Genomic DNA, 22,874 nt, shown 5'->3' on the forward strand with positions numbered 1-22,874 from the left:
GCTCCGCGGTGCGGGGCCCCTCCCGCCATGTATGGGCGAGTCATGCGGTGGCGAGTGACACCTCGGTCGCCTTGACCAGCGCGACGACGGGGGTCCCGGGCGAGAGGGCCAGGTCCTCCGCGGCGTCCCGGGTGATCGCGGCGGTCAGTTCGCCGCCCTCCACCGTGACGCGGACGGATGCCATCGCCTCGCCGGCGGCCAGTTCGGTGACCGTACCGGGGAGCTGGTTGCGGATCGACAGGCCCTCGATGGGCGCGGTCGCCAGGGAGACCTCCGTCGACTTCATCAGGGCGCGCACGGCGGTGCCCGGGGCGAGACGGAGGTCTTCCGCGGCTTCGCGGGTGATCGCCGCGGTCAGGTCCTGGCCGCCGGTGAGGCGGACCGTGACCGTCGCCATGGCCTCGCCCGTGGTGACGGCGGTGACGGTGCCGGGGAGCTGGTTGCGGATGCTCAGGCTCATGGGTGCACGGTAGCCCGGTGGTGGTGTTTTGGTCTGGTATGAGATGGTTTGCGTCGTCTCGGCCCGCGTGAAGCAGACCTTCGCCCTCCAGGCCTCAGACGCGGTCGATATGGACGTTCGTCGACTTCACGCGGGCCGTCGCCTCCATGCCCACCTCCAGCCCCAGTTCCTCCACCGCCTCGCGGGTGAGCAGGGAGACGAGCCGGTGCGGGCCGGCCTGGATCTCGACCTGGGCGGCGACGTCGCCGAGTTTGATCGCGGTGACGATGCCGGGGAAGGCGTTGCGGGCCGAGGTGTACGGGGTGTCCTCCTCGGCGGTGCCGGACCGGGCGAGTTCGACCGAGAAGGCGGCCAGGTCACGCCCGTCGACGAGCCGTCGCCCGGCCTCGTCGCGGTGGGTCGTGATGCGGCCCGCGTCCGCCCAGCGGCGGGCGGTGTCCGGGCTCACGCCGAGCAGCCGTGCTGCCTGGCCGATCGTGTAGGACTGCATGCCGGTCACGATAGGGGCGGGGCGAGGGAACGGTGGATGCGGGGTTGGCCGTTGGGTATAACGCGATATAGCGTTAGTGGTCGAGTGGGTGGGCCGGGCGGCGTGCCCGGGGGATCGGGGGTGGAGAGATGGCGGCCGAGATCGCGCGGACCGGAGGATCGCCCGAGGTGAGGGCGTCGCACGCGGACCGGGACCGGGTCGTGGACGTGCTGCGCGTCGCCGCGGGTGAGGGGCGGCTCACCCTGGAGGAGCTCGAGGAGCGACTGGAGACGGCCCTGTCCGCACGCACGGTGGGCGAGCTCGCCGTGCTGACGGCGGATCTGCCCTCGGTGGCCGGTCAGGCGTCCGGTGAGGCCGAGGACGTCGTCCGGATCCGGCAGGAGGGGGCCTCGGCCCGCCGGGGTGACGGCTGGGCGGTGCCGCGGCGGCTGGAGATCCGTTCGGCGTGGGGTGAGGTGACTCTCGACTTCACCGACGCGGTGATCACCCACGACACCCTGGACATCGACCTGGACCTGCGGGCAGGCGCCCTGAAGCTGCTGACCCGGCCGGGTGTCGTGGTCGACACCGGCGGCCTGGTGCTGAACCACTCCGGGATCAAGGCCCGCCGGCCGGCCGACGCCCCCGTCCTGCTGCGGATTCGGATCACGGGCGAGATCCACTACGGGCAGGTCGTGGTGCGCCCGCCGCGAAGGGGCTTCGGGAGGAACGGCGCGACGGCCTGACTCAGCCCACGTGCACCCTCGGCCGCCGCTTGCGGTCCGGCTCCGCCTCACGCAGGACCTCGCGGGTCACCGGGGCGACCTCGCCCTGCCCGAACAGGAAGAAGCGCAGGAAGTTGGCGAAGGGTCCGCCCTCGGTCCACTCGAAGTAGATGTGCGGGGTGCGGCCCGTCGCGTCGCGGACGTGCAGTAGCAGCGCGGCCAGGGCGTTGGGGATCGAGGACGATTCCAGAGTCAGGACGCGGTAGCGGCCGTGCAGCACCTCACCGCGTACGGTCAGGCCCGCCTCGAACTCGGAGGGGTCGGTCACCGTCACCTCGACGAAGACGAAGTCCTCCTGGCCGGACACGTCGTTGTCGTGCCGGATCTGCTCGATCTTGTCGCGGTACTCGGCGATGTCGCGCCGGTCGGGCTCGTTGGCGATGAACCGTATCCGGCGGCTGGCCATGTCCCGGACGAAGCGCTCCGCCATGTCGTCCAGCGTCACGCTGGTCACGCGCAGCTCGAAGGCCCGGGCCAGCCGTGACAGCAGGGAGACCAGGATGATGCCGGCGATGAAGCAGGCGCCGATCTTCACGCCGTCCGGGCGCTCGATGACGTTGAGCACGGTCGTGTAGAGGAACACCGCGGAGATCACCGCGAAGGCGATGGTCCAGTTCCGCTGCCGGGCCTTGCGGGCGGCGATGGTCACCGCGATCGCGGCGGAGCTGATGAGGACCAGCACGCCGGTGGCGTAGGCGCCGCCCTGCGCGTTGACGTCGGCGTCGAAGATCCAGGTCACCAGGAAGGCGATCAGGGTGAAGACGATGACCATGGGCCGCACGGCGCGGGCCCAGTGCGGGGCCATGCCGTAGCGGGGCAGGTAGCGCGGCATCAGGTTGAGCAGGCCGGCCATCGCGGACGCGCCGGCGAACCAGAGGATGGCGATCGTCGAGACGTCGTAGACCGTGCCGAAGGTGTTGCCCAGGTAGTCGTGGGCCAGGTACGCGAGCGCACGGCCGTTGGCCTGGCCGCCCGCCTCGAACTCCTTCTCCGGGATGAGCAGGGTGGTGATGAAGCTGGTCGTGATCAGGAAGACGCTCATGATCAGCGCGGCCGTGGTGAGCAGCTTCTTCGTGTCGCGGATGCGGCCGGTCGGCCGTGCCTCCGTGTCGTCCGGGTCGCCCTGGACGTGCGGCATCACGGCGACGCCCGTCTCGAACCCGGAGAGCCCGAGTGCCAGTTTCGGGAAGACGAGCAGGGCGACGCCGATCATGGCGAAGACGTTGCTGTGCTGGGTGGTGAGGGCGCTCGACCAGTCGGTGATCACATGGCCGGCGGTGATGACGTGGTAGAGGCCGACGACCACCACGACCGCGTTCAGCGCGAGGTAGGCGCCGACGAGGGCGACCGCGACGCCGATCGCCTCCAGGAAGCCCTTGAGGAACACCGCCCCGAGCAGGGCCACCAGGACCAGGGTGATCAGCGTCTGTTTGTCGTGCAGGGCACCGGTCAGATGGGGGTTCTCCACGAGGTGGGTGGAGGCGTCGGCGGCCGACAGTGTGATGGTGATGAGGAAGTCGGTGGCGGCGAACCCCAGCAGGGTCAGCACGAACAGCTTGCCCTGCCAGAAGGAGAGCAGCCGTTCCAGCATGGCGATCGAGCCCTCGCCGTGGGGGCTCTCCTCGGCCACGCGGCGGTAGACGGGCAGGGCGCCGGCCAGGGTGACGACGACCAGGACGATGGTCGCGATCGGTGACAGCAGTCCGGCGGCGAGGGCCGCGATGCCCGGCTGGTAGCCGAGGGTCGAGAAGTAGTCGACGCCGGTCAGGCACATCACCCGCCACCAGCGCTGTCCCCGGTGCGGGGGCTCCGGCTGAGCGTGGGGCCCGGTGTGGCCACCGTCCTTGCCCATGTCGGACAGGCCTTCCAGCATCCAGGCGCGCAGACGGCCGGGTGGAGTGGGTTCCGGACGGCTCGGTGCCGGGTGCTCGGTGGTGGCCATCGACGTGCTCCCGATGTGCGGCTCAGCGTGGTTTCCGGCCATCACTGGACGGCCCGATCAGCGTAAGCGGAGCGTGATGCAGTGGCCCATGAAAGAGAGGGCTGAGGGCGTCAAGCTTCCGTTAAGACTGGCGGGCCGGGCGGCCGCAGGGGTGAAAACGCGAGATGAGACCCCGTGGCACGACTCCGCCCACGGAACGAGCGCTGCCGATCCGCGGCTCGAACGCGGACACCCTGTGTGATCGCGGCCGTGCGGCCTTCGGAACGTTCGCCTGTTGATCCGAATGTTTCGCGACCGCGACCGGGCCCTGCTCCGCAGAGAGATTGACCGCGTACAAGGGGTTGCCACCCTTTGGCCGCTGTCTCTAGGGTGCGGCAGCAACGAAGCTTTCTGGATCTCGTTCGAAACTTTCGAGGAGGGCATGATGGGCGACCCGGCACTGTCCCGCCGCGGCTTCCTGGCGGCCTCCGCCGCGGCCGGTCTGGGGATGACGGCACTGACCGCATGCGGCGGGGACTCGGACGGAGGGTCGTCGGGGACGACCACGATCGAATGGTGGAACATCTCCACCACCCAGCCGGCCAAGGGCGTCTGGGCCGCTCTCGCCCGGAAGTACGAGGCGCAGAACCCCAAGGTCAAGATAAAGATCGTCCAGATGGAGAACGACGCCTACAAGTCGAAGATGACGGCGTTGACCGCCTCCGGGAAGCTGCCCGACATCTTCCACACCTGGGGCGGCGGCGTGCTGAAGCAGCAGGTCGACGCCGGGCTCGTCGAGAACCTCACGGACCGGACCAAGCCGTGGGGCGACGCCCTGCTGCCGGTCGCCCGAGAGCCGTACCTGCTCGACGACCAGGCCTACGGCATCCCGTTCGACATCGGCATGATCGGCTTCTGGTACAACAAGGCGCTCTTCGAGAAGGCCGGCATAGCCGAGCCCCCGACCACCTGGAGCGACTTCCTCGACGCCGTGCGCAAGCTGAAGGCCGCCGAGGTCACACCGCTGGCCCTGGCCGGCAAGGAGAAGTGGCCCGGCATGTACTACTGGGCCTACCTGGCGATGCGCACCGCCGGCGCCGAGGCGCTCCAGAAGGCCTACGACGACAAGGACTTCACCACCGCCGCCTTCGTCGAGGCGGGCGAGCACCTGAAGGAACTCGTCGGCCTCCAGCCGTTCCAGAAGGGCTTTCTCGGCGCCGCCTACTCCACCCCCACCGGTCAGGCCGCCACCGTCGGCAACGGCAAGGCGGCCATGGAGCTCATGGGCCAGTGGGCGCCCACGGTCCAGGCCGACGCGGGCAAGGGCCTCGGCAAGGACCTCGGCTTCTTCCCGTTCCCCGCGGTCGAGGGAGGCAAGGGCGCCATCACCGAGGTGTTCGGCGGAGGCGGCGGGCACGCGCTGCGCCGGGGCGCCCCGCAGGAGGCCGTCGACTTCCTCAAGTTCTTCGCGTCCGAGGCCACCGACCTGGAACTGGTCAAGAAGACCGGTGTGCTGCCCGTGGTCCCGGCGGCCGAGAGCGCCATCGCCGACCCCAACATCAAGGCCGTACAGGCGCAGCTGAAGGCGGCCACCGGCTTCCAGCTCTACCTCGACCAGGCGTACGCGCCCGCCGTCGGCCAGGAGGTCAACGACAGCGTGGCCGCGCTCATCGCCGGCTCCAAGTCGCCCGGGCAGGTCGCCCAGTCGATCACGAAGACCGCGAAGGAAGAGCAGTAGCCGGCGATGACCTCCACGTTCCTGCCGGACAAACGGACCGGCCCCGGCGCCGGTTCCCCGCCCCCGGCCGCGGACCGGCCCACGGGTCGGGCCCGGCGCCGCACGCTGCACTGGCTTACCGCGGCCGGCTTCCAACTCCCGGCCCTGGTGCTGTTCCTGGGGCTCGTGCTGCTGCCGATGCTGTTCGCCCTGTACGCCGCGTTCTTCCGCTGGGGCGGCTTCGGCATGCCCTCCGACTACATCGGCGGCGAGAACTTCACCCGGCTCCTGAAGGACGACGTCTTCCTCGGCGACCTGTGGCGCTGCCTCGTTCTCGTGGTGCTGTCGCTCGCCGTCCAACTGCCGTTCGCCCTCGCCATGGCCGTCCTGCTCAACCAGCGGATGCGCGGCCGGGCGGTGTACCGGATGCTGTTCTTCGCCCCGTACGTCCTGTCCGAGGCCATCACCGGAATCCTCTTCGGCATGATCTTCGCCCCGGACGACGGCTTCGCCGACCAGGTCCTCGGCAAGATCGGGCTGGAGGGGCTGGGCGGGGAGTGGTTCGCGGATCCGTCCACCGTCATGGCGACCGTGTTCCTGGTCATGACCTGGAAGTACTTCGGCTTCCACATGATGCTCTACCTGGCCGGACTCCAGGCCGTCCCGCGGGAGCTGACCGAGGCGGCGCTCATCGACGGGGCGAATGCCTGGCAGCGGTTCCGCAACGTCACGCTGCCGCTGCTCGCGCCCACCCTGCGCATCAGCGTGTTCCTGGCGGTCATCGGATCGATCCAGCTCTTCGACCTGGTGTGGGTGACCACCGCGGGCGGCCCCGACCACCACTCCGAGACCATGGCCGTGACCATGTTCCAGTACGGCTTCAAGCGCTACCAGGTCGGCTACGCCAGCGCGATCAGCGTCGTCATGTTCGGCATCAGCCTCGTCTTCGCCCTCGCCTACCAGCGGTTCGTCCTCCGGCGCGACCTGGAGGGGGCCACCACGACCATGCGGGGTGACGGAAAATGACAGCAAGTCAGAAGACCCGGGCGAGGGGGAGGGCCTGGAGCCTGCACCTCGTCCTGACCGTCGTCGGCGCGGTCATGGCCGTCCCCCTGCTCTACGCCACGCTCTCCGGCTTCAAGTCCACCGACGAGCTCTCCCGCAACCCGGTCGGTCTGCCCGAGTCGTGGGTGGCCTCCAACTACACCCAGATCCTCGGCTCGGGGGACTTCTGGCGGCTGATCGGCAACAGCACGCTGATCGCGATCGGTACGACCGTCCTGATCGTCGCGGTCTCCGCCCTGTCGGCCTTCTCCTTCGCACGGTTCGCCTTCCGGGGCCGGGAAGCGCTGTTCACGCTGTTCACCATGGGGCTGATGTTCCCGTTCGCGGTGGCCGCCCTGCCGCTGTTCCTGCTGCTGCGCTCCCTGGACCTGCTGGACAACCCCCTCGGCGTGATCCTGCCGCAGGCCGCCTTCGGACTGCCGATGACGATCATCATCCTGCGGGGCTTCTTCCGGCAGATCCCGGGCGAGCTGGAGGAGGCGGCCACGCTCGACGGGTGCAGCTCGTTCGGCTTCTTCTGGCGGGTGCTGCTGCCCATGGCCCGGCCCGCGCTCGGCACCGTCTCCGTGCTGGCCGTGGTCACCAGCTGGAACAACTTCTTCCTGCCGCTGCTGGTGTTCACCGACTCCCAGTGGTGGACGCTGCCGATCGGCGTCCAGCAGTTCCAGGGGCAGTACTCCGCCGACTACGCCAAGGTCTTCGCCTATCTGGTGCTGGCCATGGTCCCCGCCCTCGCCTTCTACTCGGTCGCCGAGCGTCAGCTCGTCGGCGGCCTCACCGCCGGCGCCACCAAGGGCTGACCCGCGCCACGAACGTACGGCTCTACCCACCCACCCGTCGTGAGGAGTCGCACCATGCGCACCACCCGTCTCAGACTCGCCGGCGCCGTCGCCGCGCTCCTGGTCGCCGCCGGCATCGGCGCCGGCACACCCGCCCAGGCGGGGCACCAGCAGCCCACTCTCGCCGACCTCGCCCAGCGGCACGGCCGCTACTTCGGCAGCGCCACCGACAACCCCGAGCTCGTGGACGGACCGTACAAGGCCCTGCTCGGCAGCGAGTTCGACCAGATCACGCCCGGCAACGGCATGAAGTGGTACGCGACGGAGCCCCAGCAGGGCGTGTTCGACTTCTCCCAGGGCGACGAGATCGTGAACCTCGCCCGGGCCAACCGGCAGAAGGTGCGCGGCCACACTCTGGTCTGGCACAGCCAGCTCCCCGGGTGGCTCACCAGCAGGGAATGGACGGCCCCGGAGCTGAGGGCCGTACTGAAGAAGCACATCCAGACGGAGGTACGGCACTACCGGGGCAAGGTGTTCGCCTGGGACGTCGTCAACGAGGCGTTCAACGAGGACGGCACCTACCGGGAGTCGGTCTTCTATAAGACGCTCGGGCCCGGCTACATCGCCGACGCCCTGCGCTGGGCACACCAGGCCGATCCGCGCGTCAAGCTCTACCTCAACGACTACAACATCGAGGGGATCGGCCCGAAGAGCGACGCCTACCACCGCCTGGCCAAGGAGCTGAAGGCCGCGGGCGTCCCGCTGCACGGCATCGGCCTCCAGGCCCACCTGGCGCTGCAGTACGGATATCCGGCCACCCTGGAGGACAACCTCCGCCGCTTCTCCCGGCTCGGTCTCGACACCGCGCTCACCGAGGTCGACATCCGGATGCAACTGCCCGCGACCGAGGAGAAGCTGGCACAGCAGGCCGAGTGGTACACCGACGTGACCGAGGCGTGCCTGTCGGTGCGGCGGTGCGTCGGCATCACGCTGTGGGACTACACCGACAAGTACTCGTGGATCCCGGCGTTCTTCCCGGGCGAGGGCGCGGCCCTGCCGTGGGACGAGGAACTGCGGCGCAAGCCGGCGTACTTCGCGCTGCGCGAGGCGCTCGGGGGGAGGTAGCGGGGGTGGGCGGCGCCCTGCCGGACAGGGGGTGGCGGGGCGCCGTACCTCGCGGTGGAGGTCAGGCCGGGGGCGCGGTGCTCGCCCGGACCACCAGGTCGGTGCCCAGCTCCACCCGTGGTGAGTCCGGCTGCTCGTCGCGGGTCATGCGGAGCACCGTGCGCACGGCGAGTTTGCCCATGTCGGCCAGGGGCTGGCGGACCGTCGTCAGGGGCGGTGCCGACCAGCGGACCTCCGGAAGGTCGTCGAAGCCGACCACGCTCATGTCCTGCGGCACCCGCAGCCCACGCCGGCGCAGTGCCTCGATCGCGCCGAGTGCCATCTGGTCGCTGGCCGCGAACAGCGCGGTCGGCGGCTCGGGAAGGTCGAGCAGGGTGGTGCAGGCGGTGAACCCCGACTCGGGGCGGAAGTCGCCGGGGACGACCAGGGAGGCGTCCATCGTGATGCCGGCGCCCTCCAGGGCCGCGCGGTAGCCGTCCAGGCGGGCCCGGGAGCACAGCAGCCGGGGCGGTCCGGCGATCAGGCCGATCCGGCGGTGACCGAGGGACAGCAGGTGCTCGGTGGCCGCCATGCCGCCCGACCAGTTCGCGGCGCCGATCGTGGGGGCGTCCAGGGCGGGGGCGCCCGCCGGGTCGACGACCACGAGAGGAACGCCGAGGATCCGCAGCTCCTCGTGCAGGGTCGGATCCAGGGCGGACGTCACGAGGATGACGCCGTCGGAGGCGCGGGCCCGCAGGTTGCGCATCCACTCGTGGGCGTCGCCCGAACGCCCGTGGATGGCCGAGACCACCGTGCCGACCCCGGATGCGTGCGCGACCTCCTCGACCCCGCGGATGATCTCCACGGCCCAGGGGCTGTCGAGGTCGTTGAAGACCAGGTCGAGCAGGGCGGCACGGGCGCCCGGGGCCGCGGGGCGCTTGCGGTAGCCGTGTCGGCGCAGCAGGTCCTCGACCCGGGCCCGGGTCTGCGGCGACACGTCGGACCGGCCGTTGACGACCCGGGACACGGTCGGCACGGACACACCGGCCTGCCGGGCGATCTCCGTGATCGTGACCTTGCCCTCGGCGTCGGCCCCACGTGCTCCCACTTGCCCCACCTCCGTCGACGGGTGACCGCGAAACTTCCAGGAGTCTTCCGGAAAACGGGCATCCCTGGGAAGGCGTACGAGGCGGGAACGGAACGTGGCGGCGGGTGACGGAAAGTGACGGCCTGCGGACATGCGTCGGGGCCGGTGCGCAGGGTGTCCTGCGGCCGGCCCCTCATGTCTGCCGGCGGGGCGTCCCCCCGCCGAACGGCCTCAGGCGGCCGTCATCACCTGGCCGGCCAGCGGGCGGTGCGGGGCGATGGCCCGGCCGTCCGGCAGCAGCTCGCCGGTGTCCTCGAAGAGCACCACGCCGTTGCACAGCAGGCTCCATCCCTGTTCCGGGTGGTGCGCCACGAGGCGGGCGGACTCCCGGTCGGCGGAGTCGGCTGAGGGGCACTGGGTCTGGTGCTGGCACATGGGTGGGATCTTTCGCTGGGTCGAGATGGACGATGGGATTGCGTCGGCTGAGTCGGATGTCGTGTCTGTTCCGCGGCTAGAAGTGTCGTTCATGGCCGCCCCCCGTTGTGATAAGTCGTCGGAACCCAGTGTTGCCCCACGGGCGTCAATCCGCAGGGATTTCGCGGCACCGCTTCTTACAGGTTCAGGACGCATCACCCGCGCGGACGGTTCATCCCAACTGCACTGTCCCTTCGGGTGGTTCGCACTGGCCGGATAGGGCTAGTCCGCTCGGGTCGGATCCCTTCCGGCTCGTACGAGCCAATGAATGCTCGTACGAGCGATCGTGTGAGCGATAAAGGGATCGTGCGAGCGGTTCGTGGTCGAACGTGCGGTAAATGAACGACCCCGCCGCCGGGAATTCGGCGACGGGGTGCGGAGAACTGCGGGGTGCTTCAGGCGGGTGAGCCGAGGAGTCTGGTGGGAGCCGCCCGGTGGGTCAGCACCGGGAGGAGTTCGGCGACGCGGTGCGGGCGGTGGGCCGCTATGCCGGGAGGCGCCGGCGCCAGCGGAACGAGCAGGTCGGTGGCGGCGGGGTGGCCGGTGGCACCGTCCGCGGTGCAGTCCTCGTGCAGCCAGAGCGTCAGCATGTACAGGCCCGGCACCGACAACAGGCGGGGCTGGTACGGCTGCGGCATCGTCTCGGCCTGGCGCAGGGCGCGCTCGGTGGAGGTGATGTACGGGCCCTCGAAGAAATGGGAGAAGGCCCAGCCGTCGGGAGTCAGCATGGTCTCCGCCGCTGCCACGGCGTGGTCGCCGCAGCGGATCAGGAAACGCCACCCGGCCAGCCGGGTCGCGGACACGCCCTCGGCGGTGACGTGGTCGAGGACGTGCACGGGCAGGGGGAGCTCGGGTGTGGCGGGTCCCTGGGTGCCGAGCAGGGAGGGAGTTCGGGCTTCGCGAACCGCGGTGGGAGAGGAGAGCGCAGTGAGGACGGAACGGAGTGCGGGCGCGGGAGCCGGAGGGACATGCAGCGGCATGGTGGGTCGCCTCTCATTCAAAGGCACGGTGGCGCGAGGGCGGGGGCGGACGGCGCTGTCAGCTCACGAGGGTCAGAGAGGCAGGGGCCGGGTCATGTGAACGAGAGGGGGGTGGGGTCCGCGTCGCCTCGACGGCAGGACCCATCGACCGTGGGCGCCAACCTTCTGCCTTGTTCGCGGAGTTTATACGACACGGGTTCAGACTGTGTTTCGTCTAGCCGTTTCCGGTGAGTAGAACAAGGGTACATTCGGTCGGCGTTACGCGAGAATTATCCCGATTCCAGGTGGGGTGCACTGCGATGACCTCGGCGCATGTCCGCGAACCGGTCGGCCCATTCTCGTCGGCGTTTTTCACGAGTTCCCGGGGGCCGTTACCCGTCCTGTGTGACTTGCCGAGTGAATGTGCCACCGGTCACACGTGACCAGCGTAGCGGCCGACGGGTCCGCCCGGGACGTTATCGATCGCTTTCACTGGGCATCCTCCACCTGACCGGGACCCAGACAGCCGGATCCCGGCCCGCATCACCGAGAAGGGACGCTTCGATGGGGGAGAAGGTCGCGGCAGGCCGGTTCGACCTGTCCGATCGCCAGCGCTACCGCGACAAGCTGCGTCAGTGTCTGACGGGCTTGGAGCGACTCCTGGCGGAGCAGCGGTTCGATCGCCCCAAGAACCTCATGGGGCTGGAGATCGAATTGAATCTCGCGGGTGCCGACGGCATGCCGAAAATGTTGAACGGGCAAGTCCTCGAACGCATCGCGAGCCGTGACTTCCAAACAGAACTCGCCATGTTCAACCTGGAAGTGAACATTCCTCCACACCGTCTGGGGGGCCGGGTTTTCGACCGTCTCGCGGAGGAACTCCGTACGTCACTGGCATATGCCGACCGAAAAGCCGGCGAGGTCGACGCGGGAATTGTGATGATCGGTATTCTGCCGACTCTCGACCGTGACGACCTGGTGTCGTCGAACCTCTCCGACGTCGACCGGTACACCCTCCTCAACGACCAGATCGTGGCCGCCCGCGGCGAGGAGTTCACCCTCGACATCGACGGCGTGGAGCACCTGAGCTGCACCTCGAAGTCCATCGCGCCGGAGGCCGCCTGCACCTCGGTGCAGCTGCACCTCCAGGTCACCCCGGCCCGCTTCGCCGACGTGTGGAACGCGGCCCAGGCGGTCACCGCCGCGCAGATCGCCGTCGGCGCCAACTCGCCCTTCCTCTTCGGCCGCGAGCTGTGGCGCGAGTCGCGGCCCCCGCTGTTCCAGCAGTCCACCGACACCCGCCCGCCCGAGCTCCAGGCCCAGGGCGTCCGGCCGCGCACCTGGTTCGGCGAGCGCTGGGTCGGCTCGGCGTACGACCTCTTCGAGGAGAACCTGCGCTACTACCCGGCCCTGCTGCCGATCTGCGACGACGAGGACCCGCTGAAGGTGCTCGACCAGGGCGGCACACCGTCGCTCGCCGAACTCGTCCTGCACAACGGCACGATCTACCGCTGGAACCGCCCGGTCTACGGCATCGCCGACGGGGTCCCGCACCTGCGCGTGGAGAACCGCGTCCTGCCGGCCGGACCCACCGTCATCGACGTCATCGCGAACGCGGCCTTCTTCTACGGGGTCGTCCGGGCCCTGGCCGAGGAGTCCCGGCCGGTGTGGACCCGGCTGCCGTTCGAGGCGGCCGCCGCCAACTTCGACGCCGCGTGCAAGGACGGCATCGACGCCCGCTTCACCTGGCCCCGGCGCGGCCGGTACAGCGGCATGGCCGAGGTCGACGCGGTGAACCTGATCCGCGACGAGCTGCTGCCGCTCGCCGAGGCCGGGCTGGACGCCTGGGGAGTCGAGCCGGCCGATCGCGATCTGTACCTGGGCGTGATCGAGGAGCGGTGCCGGCGCCGGGTGAACGGAGCGAGCTGGCAGGCCGCCACGTTCCACACGGCACTGGACGCCGGCCTCTCCCGGGACGACGCGCTGGCCGCCACCACCCGGCGCTACCGCGAACTGATGCACAAGGGCGACCCGGTGCACACCTGGCCGGTGGGACTGCCCGAGCCGGTGTCGCTGGGCTGACTCCGCCGCCGGGACGGGATCCCGCTGCCGCCATACTGATCCGACAGGTCGGTGAAGTGGAGGCAGGTGTGCAGGCGGAGGCGAGCCCGGTGGGCGATTCCATTCCCCAGCAGGGGCTCTCACGGCGGATGCTCCGCAACGAGACGCTGCTGGTCCTCGCGCTGTCGCTGGGCGCGAGCGGAGTGTCCGCGCTGATCAGCTTCACCGGGTCGGTCACCAAGCCGGGCGGCCTCAAGGACCAGGCGGCCACGATGAACGCCTCGGCGGCGCCCGGGCGGCCCTGGCTCGACCTCGCCTGGCAGCTCTTCGGGATCACCACGGCGCTGGTGCCCGTCGCGCTCGTCGCGCACTTCCTGCTGCGGGAGGGCGCGAGCCTGCGCACGATCGGCTTCGACCGCACCCGCCCCTGGCCCGACCTCGGCCGCGGAGCGGCGATCGCGGCGGTCATCGGCAGCACCGGCATCGCCTTCTACCTCGCGGCCCGCGGCCTCGGCTTCAACCTCACCGTGGTGCCCGAGGCGCTTCCGGGGGTGTGGTGGAAGTACCCCGTGCTGATCCTCTCGGCGATCCAGAACGCCGTGCTGGAGGAAGTGATCGTCGTCGGCTACCTGTTGCGCCGCATGGGCCAGCTGGGGTGGACCCCGACGGCGGCCCTGGTCGGCAGCTCCGTTCTGCGCGGCTCGTACCACCTCTACCAGGGCATCGGCGGCTTCGTCGGGAACATGGTCATGGGCGTCGTCTTCGTCTGTCTCTACCGCCGCTGGGGGCGGGTCGGCCCGCTCGTGGTCGCCCACTCACTGCTCGACATCGGGGCGTTCGTCGGCTACGCACTGCTGGCGGGCAAGGTGGGCTGGCTGCCGACGGCGTGACGTGACACGGGAAGGGGCGTACGACGGTGTCGTACGCCCCTTCGTTCGTCTCAGGCCAGCAGGTCGCCCTCGATGACGGTGACCGCCGTGCCGGTCAGCAGGGTGCGGTCGCCGCGCAGTTCCGTGCGGACGCGGCCGGAGCGGGCTGAGGCCTGGAGACCGGTGAGGCCGGGGCGGCCCAGACGCTCGGACCAGAACGGGGCGAGTGCCGTGTGGGCGCTGCCCGTGACCGGGTCCTCGTCGACGCCGACGTTCGGGAAGAAGCAGCGCGAGACGAAGTCGTAGCCCCGGGCCGGGTCCTCGGCGCGGGCGGTGGCGATGACGCCGCGCTCGGAGTGCGCCGCGAGGGCCCTCAGGTCGGGGCGGAGGCCGTGCACCGTCTTCTCGTCGGCGACCTCGACGAGCAGGTCGCCGATGTTCGGACCGGTGTCGAGGACCGTGAGCGGCTCGGCGCCCAGGGCCTCGGCGAGGCCCTGGGGCGGGTCGGTCCGGGTGAGCGGGGCCGTCGGGAAGTCGAGCGTGACGGAGCCGTCCGCGGCGGGCGTGGCGACGAGGACGCCGCTGCGGGTGGCGAACCGCACCGGGCCCGTGTGCGCGCCGGTCGTGTGCAGGACGTGGGCGGTGGCGAGGGTGGCGTGGCCGCACATCGCGACCTCGGTGGCCGGTGTGAACCAGCGCAGCGCCCAGTCCGCCTCGGCGCCCCCGGGGAGCGGGTGGGCGAAGGCCGTCTCGGCGTGGTTGACCTCCAGGGCGACGTTCTGCAGCCAGGTGTCGTCCGGGAAGGCGTCCGCGTCGGGCAGGAGCAGGACCCCGGCCGGGTTGCCGGAGAAGGGGCGATCGGTGAAGGCGTCGACGATTCGGATCCTCATGCCCCGACGCTAGGGCGCCCACGAAGCCGCAGGCCAAGGCCAATTCGGGAGTGGCGGCCCTAATTCCGCCGACCGGGCCTCACGGGCAGGGCCTTGTCCGCCGAGCGGTACCGATATATCGTTGAAGCATCGCGACAGATCAACGATGGAATGGAGAGTGGTTGCGATGCGTACCCACGGATTCGAGCGTGGACATGGACACGGCGGCCCGCACCACGGTCGGGGTGGCTTCGAAGGGCTGCGCGCGGCCTTCGGGCCCTTCGGGCCGGGCGGGCCGGGCGGCCCCGGCTGGGGCGGGCCCGGCGGACCGGGCTTCGGCCCGGGCCCCTGGGGTGGTCGAGGGCGCGGGGGACCACGGGGGAGGGCGCGGCGCGGTGACGTACGCGCCTCGATCCTGGCCCTGCTGAAGGACCGGCCGATGCACGGCTACGAGATGATCCAGGAGATCGCCGAGCGCAGCGGCGGGGCGTGGAAGCCCAGCCCCGGCTCGGTGTACCCCACCCTCCAGCTGCTGGAGGACGAGGGGCTGATCGCCAGTGCGTCCGAGGGCGGCAAGAAGCTGTTCTCGCTCACCGAGGCGGGCCGCGAGGCCGCCGAGGAGGGGCCCGAGGCGCCCTGGGAAGAGGCTTCCCGCGGGGTCGACTGGGAGGCCCTGGGCGAGATCCGTCAGGCCGGCTTCGGTCTGATGGAGGCCTTCGGCCAGGTCTGGAAGACCGGCAGCAAGGAGCAGCGGGAGAAGGCGGTCGGCGTCATCAACGAGGCCCGTAAGAAGCTGTATCTGATCCTCGCCGACGAGGACTGAAGCGCGCAGGAGACGAAGCGCCCCCGGAGTGGTCCGGGGGCGCCTCGGCGTGCCAGGGGTGTCACGTCACCAGCCCGGCGTGCCGGGGGTGTCAGGTCACCAGCCCGTCCAGCTTGCGCAGCGACTCGTGCAGGGCCGCCGTGGCCGAGTCCTTGAGTTTCCCCGCCATCAGCGACACCGTCGCGCCCGTGAACTCGCCGTCGATGCGGACCGTCGTGGCGTCGCCGTCGGGTGTGAGGGTGTAGCGCGTCGCGACGGTCACCGCCATCGGGCCCTTGCCGCGGATGGCGAGCACGCGGGCCGGCTCCAGCTCCTCGACGGTCCACGCCACCTCGGCCGGGAAGTTCATCAGCCGCATGTTCTCCTGGAACGTCGCGCCCACCTCAAGGGGCTCCGGGCCGCCCGCCGGGAAACTCGTGTGGGTCGCGTTCCACTCGCCGTACGCGGACCAGTCCGTGAGCGTCGCCCACACCTTCTCGGCCGGCGCCCCGATGCGTGCCTCCGCGCTGACTTCGGCCATGCGACCACCTCTTCGTCTCGGGCTGGGTGTCGCGGAACGTAGCCGCGGCGACCGCAATGTTCAATACTGACGAACCGTCAGCCGTGTGCGGTCTCCGCCTGAATCTGCCTGATCTCCTCCGTAGGGAGGAGATTCCGCTCGCTGGAGTCCACTTCCCGTGGGACGCGAAAATGCTCCCCGCCGGGGATGACCCGGGTCCGCGGGACTGATGGGGTAGAGGATGTGCAACCCCGTACCCCCCGGCAGTCGGCCCATGAGCACGGCATTCAGCGCGTGGACAACGATGCCAGGCTCAGTGACGAGCTGGCGTCGGTGGTCGGCGGTGCCCGGCGCCGGGCCGTCCGGGACGGGGACCGGCAGATCGACACCGCCCATCTGCTCCACTCGCTGCTGGAATCCGACCCCGAGGCGCGTGCCGTCTTCGGCGAAGGGCCGCAGATCGCGCGGCTGCTCGGCTATCTCGTCCAGCGCAGCATCGGCTACGGCCTGCGCTGGCAGAGCGGTGTGGAGGACTCCGGCGCCGTACCCGTGGTGACGGAGACGGCGGGCTTCTCCCCGCTCGCCGCCGGGTGCATGGAGTACGCCTGCGAGCGCGCCGCCGGGCGCGGTGGGCCGGCCCGCGGCACCGACCTGCTCGCGGCGATCGTCGTCGACCCGCAGGCGCGCGCGGTCGAGGTGCTCGAACGAGCCGGCATCGACCCGCACGAGGTGATCGCCCGGCTCGACGGCTGGTCCGGCCTCACCGAGGAGTGCGGCGAAGCCACCTGCTGAGCGGCACGGCGCGGGCCGATCGCCCCGTCCAGGCTGTGAGACAGGTGCCATAGGGGATGACGCTCCTGTCATGGCCTGCCATCATGTGCCGGTGCGTACCTCTGACAGCAGCGTGAGCGGGCGCGGCAGGGGTGTGGGGCTCGGCCTCGCGCTCCTGTCCGCGGTGGCCTTCGGCGGATCCGGTGTCGCGGCCAAGCCGCTGATCGAAGCAGGTCTGGACCCGCTGCACGTGGTGTGGCTGCGGGTGGCCGGGGCGGCCCTGGTGATGCTGCCGCTCGCCGTGCGCCATCGCGCGCTGCTGCGCCGGCGTCCCGGGCTGCTCGCCGGGTTCGGACTGCTGGCCGTCGCCGGTGTCCAGGCCTGCTACTTCGCCGCGCTCTCCCGGATCCCCGTCGGGGTCGCGCTGCTCATCGAGTACCTGGCGCCCGCTCTCGTGCTGGGCTGGGTGCGGTTCGTGCAGAAGCGGCCGGTGACGCGGGCCGCAGCCGTCGGTGTCGTCCTCGCGGTCGGTGGACTCGCCTGTGTCGTCGAGGTCTGGTCGGGCCTCGGCTTCGACGCCCTCGGACTGCTGCTCGCGCTCGGCGCGGCCTGCTGCCAGGTCGGCTACTTCGTCCTGTCCGACCAGGGCAGCGACGCGGGGGACGAGGCGCCCGACCCGCTCGGCGTCATCGCCTACGGGCTGCTCGTCGGCGCGGCCGTGCTGACCGTCGTCGCCCGGCCCTGGACCATGGACTGGTCGGTGCTCCAGGGCACCGCGAGCATGGACGGCAGGCCCGTCGCCGCCGTCGTGCTGCTGGCGTGGATCGTCCTCGTCGCCACGGTCGTCGCCTACGTCACCGGTGTGGTCTCCGTGCGGCGGCTCTCCCCGCAGGTCGCGGGGGTCGTCGCCTGTCTCGAGGCGGTCATCGCCACCGTCCTGGCCTGGGTCCTGCTCGGCGAGCACCTCTCGGCGCCGCAGATCGCCGGTGGGGCCATCGTGCTGGTGGGCGCCTTCATCGCGCAGTCCTCGACGCCCTCGAAGGGGTCCGAACAGCCGGTGGCGAGCGGCGGCCCGGAAAGGGAATTGTCCCGGCGCGGGACCAGCGCCTAAGGTGCCGATCATGCCTTCCGCACGCGTTCTTCCGCCTCCGGCCGCCTGAGGCGGGCCCTCCGGAGACCGCGCCCGGCGATGCGCCGCCGCGCAGAACGGTGCTGCCCGCAGACGAAGTCCGTGGACCCCTGATCCCCACTGATCCGGGGCCCTTCCCGAACTTCCGCGCACCCGCCGCCGCTTGTCGCGTGCGGCGCGTCGGGCGCGACTGCGGAGAGAACACGTGTCGACCACCACCTCCGGCCTGCCCGTCGGGCGAGGCCTCCTCTGTCTGATCGTCGCCGGTGTCGCCTGGGGCACCGCGGGCGCGGCCGCCTCCCTGGTCTACCGGACGGGCGACATGGGGCCCGTCGCCCTTTCCTTCTGGCGCTGCGCCGCCGGGCTCGTCATGCTGCTCGCCGTCCGACTGGTGCGCCCGCGCGCCGCGACCCCAGTGCGTGAACCGCTCGGCCGCCGGGCCCAGCGGACCGGGGTCACCGGGCTCGGCCTCGCCGTCTTCCAGACCGCGTACTTCGCGGCCGTCTCCACCACGGGCCTCGCCGTGGCCACCGTCGTCACCCTGGTCGCGCGGTTCCCCGCACCCCTTCCGCGGCGGCGTGCCATCCGCCGCTTACTCCCCAGGGAGTAATCCGCAGCCGCCGTCACCCCCGGCAGTACGCGTCACCTCGCCCTCCCGCCCGACGAAAGCCGTGGTTCTCACCGGAAGTCTGGAGACCGAAGCAGACGTCACCCGGAGGGAGATCGGTCGATGAGGGCCGGAGAGACAACCGCTACGACGAGGCTGGGGCCGGGGCGCGGGCGAGCCGTTCCATGGGCGGTGCTCGGGCTGTGGATTGCGGTGATCGCACTCGTCGGGCCGTTCGCGGCGAAGCTCGCCGATGTGCAGCACGACAAGGTCACCGACTACCTGCCGGCGAGCGCGGACTCGACGCAAGCGGCGAAGATCGAGGAGAAGTTGCCCGGTGGCGAGACCACCGAGATGGTGCTCGTCTACCACCGGGACGGCGGGCTCAGCGCCGCCGACCGGAAGACCGCGGCCGGGCAGGTCGCGCAGATCACCCGACAGCACGAGCTGATCGGCGGTACTCCCCAGGGGATTGCGTCCAAGGACGGCACGACCCTGATGTACCCGGTCGCCAGCAACGAGCCCGGGGCGGACGAGGAGAAGCAGGACCAGCTCGTAACCGACGTTCGCAAAGTCGCCCAGGACGAAGGCGGGTTGAGCGTCGATGTGGGCGGCACCGGCGCGCTGGGCACCGACTCCGGCGCAGTCTACGATTCGCTCGGTGGACCGCTGCTCTACACCACCGTCGCCGTCGTCGCCCTACTGCTGATCCTGATCTACCGCAGCCCCGTGCTGTGGCTCGTGCCCCTCGTCGTCGCCGGGATCGCCGACTATATGTCGATGGGCGTCGCCTACGGCCTCAACCAGGCCTTCGGCACGACCGTCTCGGGGCAGAGTTCGGGTGTGATGACGATCCTCGTGTTCGGGGCGGGCACGGACTACGCGCTGCTGCTCATCTCGCGCTACCGGGAGGAACTGCGGCGCATCGAGCGACCGTACGAGGCCATGGTCGCCGCCCTGCGCGGCTGCGGGCCCGCCGTGCTCGCCTCCTCCGGCACCGTCGCCGCCGGACTGCTGTGCCTGCTCGCCGCCGACCTCAACAGCAGCCGGGGCATGGGCCCGCTCGGCGCCGTCGGCGTGCTGTGCGCGCTGATCGCGATGCTGACCCTGCTCCCCGCCGTCCTCGTACTGGTCGGACGGCGGGTGTTCTGGCCGCTCGTGCCCGCCTTCGGGAGCACGCCCAAGCAGCGGCGGAGCCTGTTCACGGCGATGGGCAGCTCTGCCGGACGCAGGCCGCTGACCGTACTCGCGAGCGGTGCCGTACTGCTCGGCGCCCTCGCCCTCGGCTCGTTCAACCTGCCGGGAGCGCTCAAGCAGGAGGACTCCTTCGTCAAGAAGCCGGAGTCCGTCGTCGCGATGGAGACCCTCGCCAAGTCCTTTCCCGACAGCGGCAGCCAGCCCATCGACGTGATCACCCCGCAGGGGCGCGCCGACGAGACCCTCGCGACAGTCCGCGGCACACCGGGCGTCGGCAGCGCGGAGAAGGGGCGTACGGGAGACGGCTGGACCGAGATCTCCGTCTTCGCCAAGAGCGCACCCCAGTCGGCGGGGGAGACCACCACCATCAAGTCCCTGCGGGACGAACTGAAGGGCTCCTACGTCGGCGGGGACAGCGCCCAGCAGATCGACCTGGAGGACACCAACGCCCGGGACACGAAGATCGTCGTACCGCTCGTCCTCGTCTTCGTGATGCTCATCCTGATCGGGCTGCTGCGGAGCCTGGTCGCACCGCTGCTCCTGGTGGTCGCGGTCGTCGCGGTGTGGGGCGCCTCCCTCGGAATCGGCGGACTGGTCTTCGAACCGCTCCTCGGCCACAAGGGCACCGATCCGGGGCTCGGACTGCTGTCCTTCGTGTTCCTGGTCGCCCTCGGCGTCGACTACGGCATCTTCCTCATGCACCGGATGAGGGAGGAGTCCCTGGCGGGAGCGGAACCGGCCACGGCGGCACTCACCGCACTGCGCACCACCGGCGGCGTCATCGCCTCCGCCGGACTCGTCCTCGCCGCGACCTTCGCCGTGCTGACGAACATGGGACTGGTGCAGCTGGTCCAGCTCGGCTTCGTGATCGCCGTCGGCGTCCTGCTCGACACCTTCCTCGTACGGACGTACCTGGTGACCAGCGCCAGCGTCGCCCTGGGCCGGAAGGTGTGGTGGCCGGGAGTGCTCTCACGGGAGCCCGGGCCGGCCGAACCGGCCGGGTCGAGCGGACCGACCGAGCCGCCCCGGCAGCCGGAAACCGTCAGCGCACCCTGAGCACGCTGTCCGAAGGCCTCGTTCGAACGCTCTGATCGAGCACGCTGATCGTGCACCTTGATCCGGCGGGCCCGCCCCGGCGCCTCTGCTTCCGCAGGGGCGCCCGGGTTCCCGCACGAGTACCGGAAGATGGAGCCGTGGAAGAACGGGGAACCACCACAGGGGTACGCGACCGGTCGGCGGCGGAGACGGCGGCCGGTGGCGGCGGGCGGCCCCGTCTCGCCGAGCGCATCATGTCCGCCATCAACTGCGAACCGCTGACCGTACCGCACCGCACCCGCAACGACGCGGTCCTCGCCCTGTGCGTCGCCGTGCTCGCCGTAGCCATCACCCTGACGGGCGGCGAAGGGACCCGGCCCGACCATCTCAGCTGGACGCTGCTGCTCGCCGGGCACGTGCCCCTCGTATGGCGCCGGCGCAGTCCGTTGGTGGCCCTGCTCGGGGTGGTGGCCTGCATGGCTCCGTACTACGCCTTCGACTACAACCCTGCCCTGCCCGTCCCCGCGATCGTCCTGGCGCTCTACACCGTGGCGGCGACCGGCACCGTACGCCGCACGCTGCTCACCGGTGTCGCCGTCCTCGGTCCGACACTGATCAGCAACGGCCTCACCAACTCGGAGGGGGCGCTGGAGTCCCTGGAGATCTCCGGCTGGATGATCGCGGTCGTGTTCGTCGGTATCGCCGTCCGCTACTACCGCTTGTACGTCGCCTCCATCGTCGAGCGGGCCGAACGGGCGGAGCGCACCCGGGAGGAGGAGGCCAGGCGCCGCGTCGCCGAGGAACGGCTGCGGATGGCCCGTGACCTGCACGACCTGCTCGCCCACAGCATCACGCTCATCGGCGTGCAGACGTCCGTGGCGGCCCACGTCCTCAGCGCCGACCCCGAGCGCCTCGATCGCAAGGCCGTCGCCCAGGCACTGGACGACATCGCGGGGACCTGCCGGACCGCCCGGGGGGAACTGCGTACGACGCTGGAGGTGCTGCGGGCGCATGACACGGACGTGGGAGTGGACGCGGATCCGGGGCCCGGTTCCGTGTCCGGTTCTGTTTCCGGGGCCGAGGACATGCGGGGGCCGCTGCCCGGGATCGACGGACTGGCCGATCTCGCGGAGACCGGCCGGGTGGCCGGGGCCAAGGTCGAACTGTCCGTCCGCGCGGACGACATCCCGCCCTCCGTGGGTGCCGCCGCGTACCGGATCGTGCAGGAGGCGCTCACCAACGCCGTACGTCACGGCGGCCGCGAGGACCTCACCGTGCGAGTGGGTCTGTGGACCGTGGACGGCGCACTGCGGGTGAGTGTCAGGGACGACGGGACGGGCGGGGACGACGGCTCGGGCGGCGGAGCGGGCCCGTCCGACGGCACGCCGGGGTTCGGGCTCATCGGAATGCGGGAGCGGGCCCGTAGCGTGGGCGGCACGCTGGACGCCGGCCCGGGGCCCGCCGAAGGCTTCGAGGTGACCGCCACACTGCCGCTGTCCCGGGGGGACGAGGTTCGATGACCATCCGCGTACTGCTGGCCGACGACCAGAACCTCGTACGGGCCTCCTTCGCGATGCTCGTCTCGTCGGCCGGGGACATGGAGGTCGTCGCCGAGGCGGGCACCGGGCGGGAGGCCGTGGCGCTGGCCCGGTCGGCGCGGGCCGATCTCATCGTGATGGACATCCGCATGCCCGACCTCGACGGGATCGAGGCGACCCGGCTCATCGCCGCCGACGAGGATCTCGCGGGGGTGAAGGTGCTCGTCCTGACGACGTACGAGACCGACGAACACATCGTCGAGGCACTGCGGGCCGGGGCGTCCGGCTTCCTCGTGAAGGACATCAGGCCGGCCGAACTCCTCGACGCCATCCGGACGGTGGCCGCGGGGGAGTCCCTCCTCTCGCCCGGTCCCACCTCGCGGCTGATCGCCCGCTTTCTGCGCGCGCCGAACATCGGGACGACATCCGCGGTGGGCGGGCCGAGCGGGCTGTCCGAACGGGAACGGCAGGTGCTCGCGCTGGTCGCGCGCGGTCTGAACAACCCCGAGATCGCCGACGCGTTGGGACTCAGCCCGCTGACCGCGAAGACCCATGTCAGCCGGATCATGGGCAAGTTGGGGGCGCGGGACCGGGCGCAACTGGTGATCGTGGCGTACGAGTCGGGGCTTGTGATGCCTGGGACCGTCTGAGTTCGG

21 protein-coding genes and 1 pseudogene are annotated in these 22,874 nt (G+C 70.8%); 14 read left to right on the forward strand and 8 right to left on the reverse strand.

Features of this window, described 5'->3' with window-relative positions; all coding sequences use genetic code 11:
* Positions 1–40: 40 nt before the first annotated feature.
* On the reverse strand, positions 41–460 hold the full coding sequence (locus IE153_RS34915) for a TOBE domain-containing protein (protein ID WP_189593723.1): 420 nt from the start codon (positions 458–460) through the stop codon (positions 41–43).
* A 94-nt stretch (positions 461–554) separates the two neighbouring features.
* Positions 555–950, reverse strand: a complete 396-nt coding sequence (locus IE153_RS34920; protein ID WP_010041352.1) for a TOBE domain-containing protein — start codon at positions 948–950, stop codon at positions 555–557.
* A gap of 128 nt (positions 951–1,078) precedes the next feature.
* On the opposite strand from IE153_RS34920, the gene IE153_RS34925 reads away from it, so the two are divergent.
* On the forward strand, positions 1,079–1,675 hold the full coding sequence (locus IE153_RS34925) for a DUF1707 SHOCT-like domain-containing protein (protein WP_189593724.1): 597 nt from the start codon (positions 1,079–1,081) through the stop codon (positions 1,673–1,675).
* Position 1,676: 1 nt separating this feature from the next.
* On the opposite strand, the gene IE153_RS34930 is transcribed toward IE153_RS34925, so the two are convergent.
* Positions 1,677–3,656, reverse strand: coding sequence for an APC family permease (locus tag IE153_RS34930; RefSeq protein WP_189593725.1), 1,980 nt, complete (start codon positions 3,654–3,656; stop codon positions 1,677–1,679).
* 424 nt (positions 3,657–4,080) lie between these two features.
* Between IE153_RS34930 and IE153_RS34935 the strand changes: the two genes are divergently transcribed.
* Genes IE153_RS34935 through IE153_RS34950 form a run of 4 tightly spaced genes read left to right on the forward strand, consistent with a single transcriptional unit; the run spans position 4,081 to position 8,321 of the window.
* Complete coding sequence (locus tag IE153_RS34935; RefSeq protein WP_189593726.1) at positions 4,081–5,373, forward strand: extracellular solute-binding protein; 1,293 nt, start codon at positions 4,081–4,083, stop codon at positions 5,371–5,373.
* 6 nt (positions 5,374–5,379) lie between these two features.
* Positions 5,380–6,378: a carbohydrate ABC transporter permease gene (locus IE153_RS34940; protein ID WP_189593727.1), complete on the forward strand. Its 999-nt coding sequence runs from the start codon at positions 5,380–5,382 to the stop codon at positions 6,376–6,378.
* Positions 6,375–7,217 (forward strand): carbohydrate ABC transporter permease, encoded by an 843-nt coding sequence (locus tag IE153_RS34945; RefSeq protein ID WP_189593728.1) that lies wholly within the window; start codon positions 6,375–6,377, stop codon positions 7,215–7,217. The genes IE153_RS34940 and IE153_RS34945 overlap by 4 nt, the downstream gene beginning before the upstream one ends.
* 54 nt (positions 7,218–7,271) lie before the next feature.
* Entirely contained in the window at positions 7,272–8,321 is a 1,050-nt protein-coding gene (locus IE153_RS34950) for an endo-1,4-beta-xylanase (protein WP_189593729.1), read from the forward strand.
* 61 nt (positions 8,322–8,382) lie between these two features.
* On the opposite strand, the gene IE153_RS34955 is transcribed toward IE153_RS34950, so the two are convergent.
* The 3 genes from IE153_RS34955 to IE153_RS34965 form a co-directional block, all read right to left on the reverse strand.
* Entirely contained in the window at positions 8,383–9,408 is a 1,026-nt protein-coding gene (locus IE153_RS34955) for a LacI family DNA-binding transcriptional regulator (protein WP_229829324.1), read from the reverse strand.
* A 210-nt stretch (positions 9,409–9,618) separates the two neighbouring features.
* The gene (locus IE153_RS34960; protein WP_030835828.1) at positions 9,619–9,822 is read right to left on the reverse strand and encodes a DUF5999 family protein; all 204 of its coding nucleotides are present in this window, start codon (positions 9,820–9,822) and stop codon (positions 9,619–9,621) included.
* Positions 9,823–10,256: 434 nt separating this feature from the next.
* Positions 10,257–10,841, reverse strand: a complete 585-nt coding sequence (locus IE153_RS34965) for a hypothetical protein (RefSeq protein ID WP_189593731.1) — start codon at positions 10,839–10,841, stop codon at positions 10,257–10,259.
* 543 nt (positions 10,842–11,384) lie between these two features.
* Here IE153_RS34965 and IE153_RS34970 point away from each other — a divergent pair.
* Entirely contained in the window at positions 11,385–12,902 is a 1,518-nt protein-coding gene (locus IE153_RS34970) for a glutamate-cysteine ligase family protein (RefSeq protein ID WP_189593732.1), read from the forward strand.
* Between the two features lie 68 nt (positions 12,903–12,970).
* On the forward strand, positions 12,971–13,771 hold the full coding sequence (locus IE153_RS34975; protein WP_189593822.1) for a CPBP family intramembrane glutamic endopeptidase: 801 nt from the start codon (positions 12,971–12,973) through the stop codon (positions 13,769–13,771).
* 50 nt (positions 13,772–13,821) lie between these two features.
* Here IE153_RS34975 and IE153_RS34980 read toward each other — a convergent pair whose 3' ends face one another.
* Positions 13,822–14,640 carry a PhzF family phenazine biosynthesis protein gene (locus IE153_RS34980; protein ID WP_189593733.1) on the reverse strand — a complete coding sequence of 273 codons (819 nt, stop codon included), beginning with the start codon at positions 14,638–14,640 and terminating at the stop codon, positions 13,822–13,824.
* A gap of 166 nt (positions 14,641–14,806) precedes the next feature.
* On the opposite strand from IE153_RS34980, the gene IE153_RS34985 reads away from it, so the two are divergent.
* Complete coding sequence (locus IE153_RS34985) at positions 14,807–15,442, forward strand: PadR family transcriptional regulator (protein ID WP_189593734.1); 636 nt, start codon at positions 14,807–14,809, stop codon at positions 15,440–15,442.
* A 91-nt stretch (positions 15,443–15,533) separates the two neighbouring features.
* On the opposite strand, the gene IE153_RS34990 is transcribed toward IE153_RS34985, so the two are convergent.
* The gene (locus IE153_RS34990) at positions 15,534–15,962 is read right to left on the reverse strand and encodes a type II toxin-antitoxin system Rv0910 family toxin (protein WP_189593735.1); all 429 of its coding nucleotides are present in this window, start codon (positions 15,960–15,962) and stop codon (positions 15,534–15,536) included.
* 222 nt (positions 15,963–16,184) lie between these two features.
* On the opposite strand from IE153_RS34990, the gene IE153_RS34995 reads away from it, so the two are divergent.
* The 6 genes and pseudogenes from IE153_RS34995 (at position 16,185) to IE153_RS35020 (ending at position 22,868) form a co-directional block, all read left to right on the forward strand.
* Positions 16,185–16,733 (forward strand): Clp protease N-terminal domain-containing protein, encoded by a 549-nt coding sequence (locus tag IE153_RS34995; protein ID WP_435811866.1) that lies wholly within the window; start codon positions 16,185–16,187, stop codon positions 16,731–16,733.
* Between the two features lie 85 nt (positions 16,734–16,818).
* Entirely contained in the window at positions 16,819–17,823 is a 1,005-nt protein-coding gene (locus IE153_RS35000; protein WP_189593823.1) for an EamA family transporter, read from the forward strand.
* A 223-nt stretch (positions 17,824–18,046) separates the two neighbouring features.
* Positions 18,047–18,391, forward strand: a pseudogene (locus IE153_RS35005) (EamA family transporter); the annotation flags it as partial.
* A gap of 180 nt (positions 18,392–18,571) precedes the next feature.
* Complete coding sequence (locus IE153_RS35010; protein ID WP_189593737.1) at positions 18,572–20,701, forward strand: MMPL family transporter; 2,130 nt, start codon at positions 18,572–18,574, stop codon at positions 20,699–20,701.
* Between the two features lie 137 nt (positions 20,702–20,838).
* A complete protein-coding gene (locus tag IE153_RS35015; protein WP_189593738.1) occupies positions 20,839–22,200 on the forward strand; it encodes a sensor histidine kinase in 1,362 nt (453 codons plus the stop codon).
* Entirely contained in the window at positions 22,197–22,868 is a 672-nt protein-coding gene (locus IE153_RS35020; protein WP_189593739.1) for a response regulator, read from the forward strand. Before IE153_RS35015 ends, IE153_RS35020 begins: the two co-directional genes overlap by 4 nt.
* Positions 22,869–22,874: the final 6 nt, after the last annotated feature.

Source organism: Streptomyces massasporeus (genome assembly GCF_014648995.1).
GTDB classification, from domain to species: domain Bacteria; phylum Actinomycetota; class Actinomycetes; order Streptomycetales; family Streptomycetaceae; genus Streptomyces; species Streptomyces massasporeus.

Bases quoted from the DNA above. Each gene is read 5' to 3' on its own strand.
- IE153_RS34970 (WP_189593732.1), top strand. From the start codon at position 11,385: ATGGGGGAGAAGGTCGCGGCAGGCCGGTTCGACCTGTCCGATCGCCAG.
- IE153_RS35020 (WP_189593739.1), top strand. From the start codon at position 22,197: ATGACCATCCGCGTACTGCTGGCCGACGACCAGAACCTCGTACGGGCC.
- IE153_RS34935 (WP_189593726.1), top strand. From the start codon at position 4,081: ATGGGCGACCCGGCACTGTCCCGCCGCGGCTTCCTGGCGGCCTCCGCC.
- IE153_RS34985 (WP_189593734.1), top strand. From the start codon at position 14,807: ATGCGTACCCACGGATTCGAGCGTGGACATGGACACGGCGGCCCGCAC.
- IE153_RS34950 (WP_189593729.1), top strand. From the start codon at position 7,272: ATGCGCACCACCCGTCTCAGACTCGCCGGCGCCGTCGCCGCGCTCCTG.
- IE153_RS35010 (WP_189593737.1), top strand. From the start codon at position 18,572: ATGAGGGCCGGAGAGACAACCGCTACGACGAGGCTGGGGCCGGGGCGC.
- IE153_RS34945 (WP_189593728.1), top strand. From the start codon at position 6,375: ATGACAGCAAGTCAGAAGACCCGGGCGAGGGGGAGGGCCTGGAGCCTG.
- IE153_RS34930 (WP_189593725.1), bottom strand. From the start codon at position 3,656: ATGGCCACCACCGAGCACCCGGCACCGAGCCGTCCGGAACCCACTCCA.
- IE153_RS34915 (WP_189593723.1), bottom strand. From the start codon at position 460: ATGAGCCTGAGCATCCGCAACCAGCTCCCCGGCACCGTCACCGCCGTC.
- IE153_RS34965 (WP_189593731.1), bottom strand. From the start codon at position 10,841: ATGCCGCTGCATGTCCCTCCGGCTCCCGCGCCCGCACTCCGTTCCGTC.
- IE153_RS34990 (WP_189593735.1), bottom strand. From the start codon at position 15,962: ATGGCCGAAGTCAGCGCGGAGGCACGCATCGGGGCGCCGGCCGAGAAG.
- IE153_RS34940 (WP_189593727.1), top strand. From the start codon at position 5,380: ATGACCTCCACGTTCCTGCCGGACAAACGGACCGGCCCCGGCGCCGGT.
- IE153_RS34920 (WP_010041352.1), bottom strand. From the start codon at position 950: ATGCAGTCCTACACGATCGGCCAGGCAGCACGGCTGCTCGGCGTGAGC.
- IE153_RS34960 (WP_030835828.1), bottom strand. From the start codon at position 9,822: ATGTGCCAGCACCAGACCCAGTGCCCCTCAGCCGACTCCGCCGACCGG.
- IE153_RS34925 (WP_189593724.1), top strand. From the start codon at position 1,079: ATGGCGGCCGAGATCGCGCGGACCGGAGGATCGCCCGAGGTGAGGGCG.
- IE153_RS34980 (WP_189593733.1), bottom strand. From the start codon at position 14,640: ATGAGGATCCGAATCGTCGACGCCTTCACCGATCGCCCCTTCTCCGGC.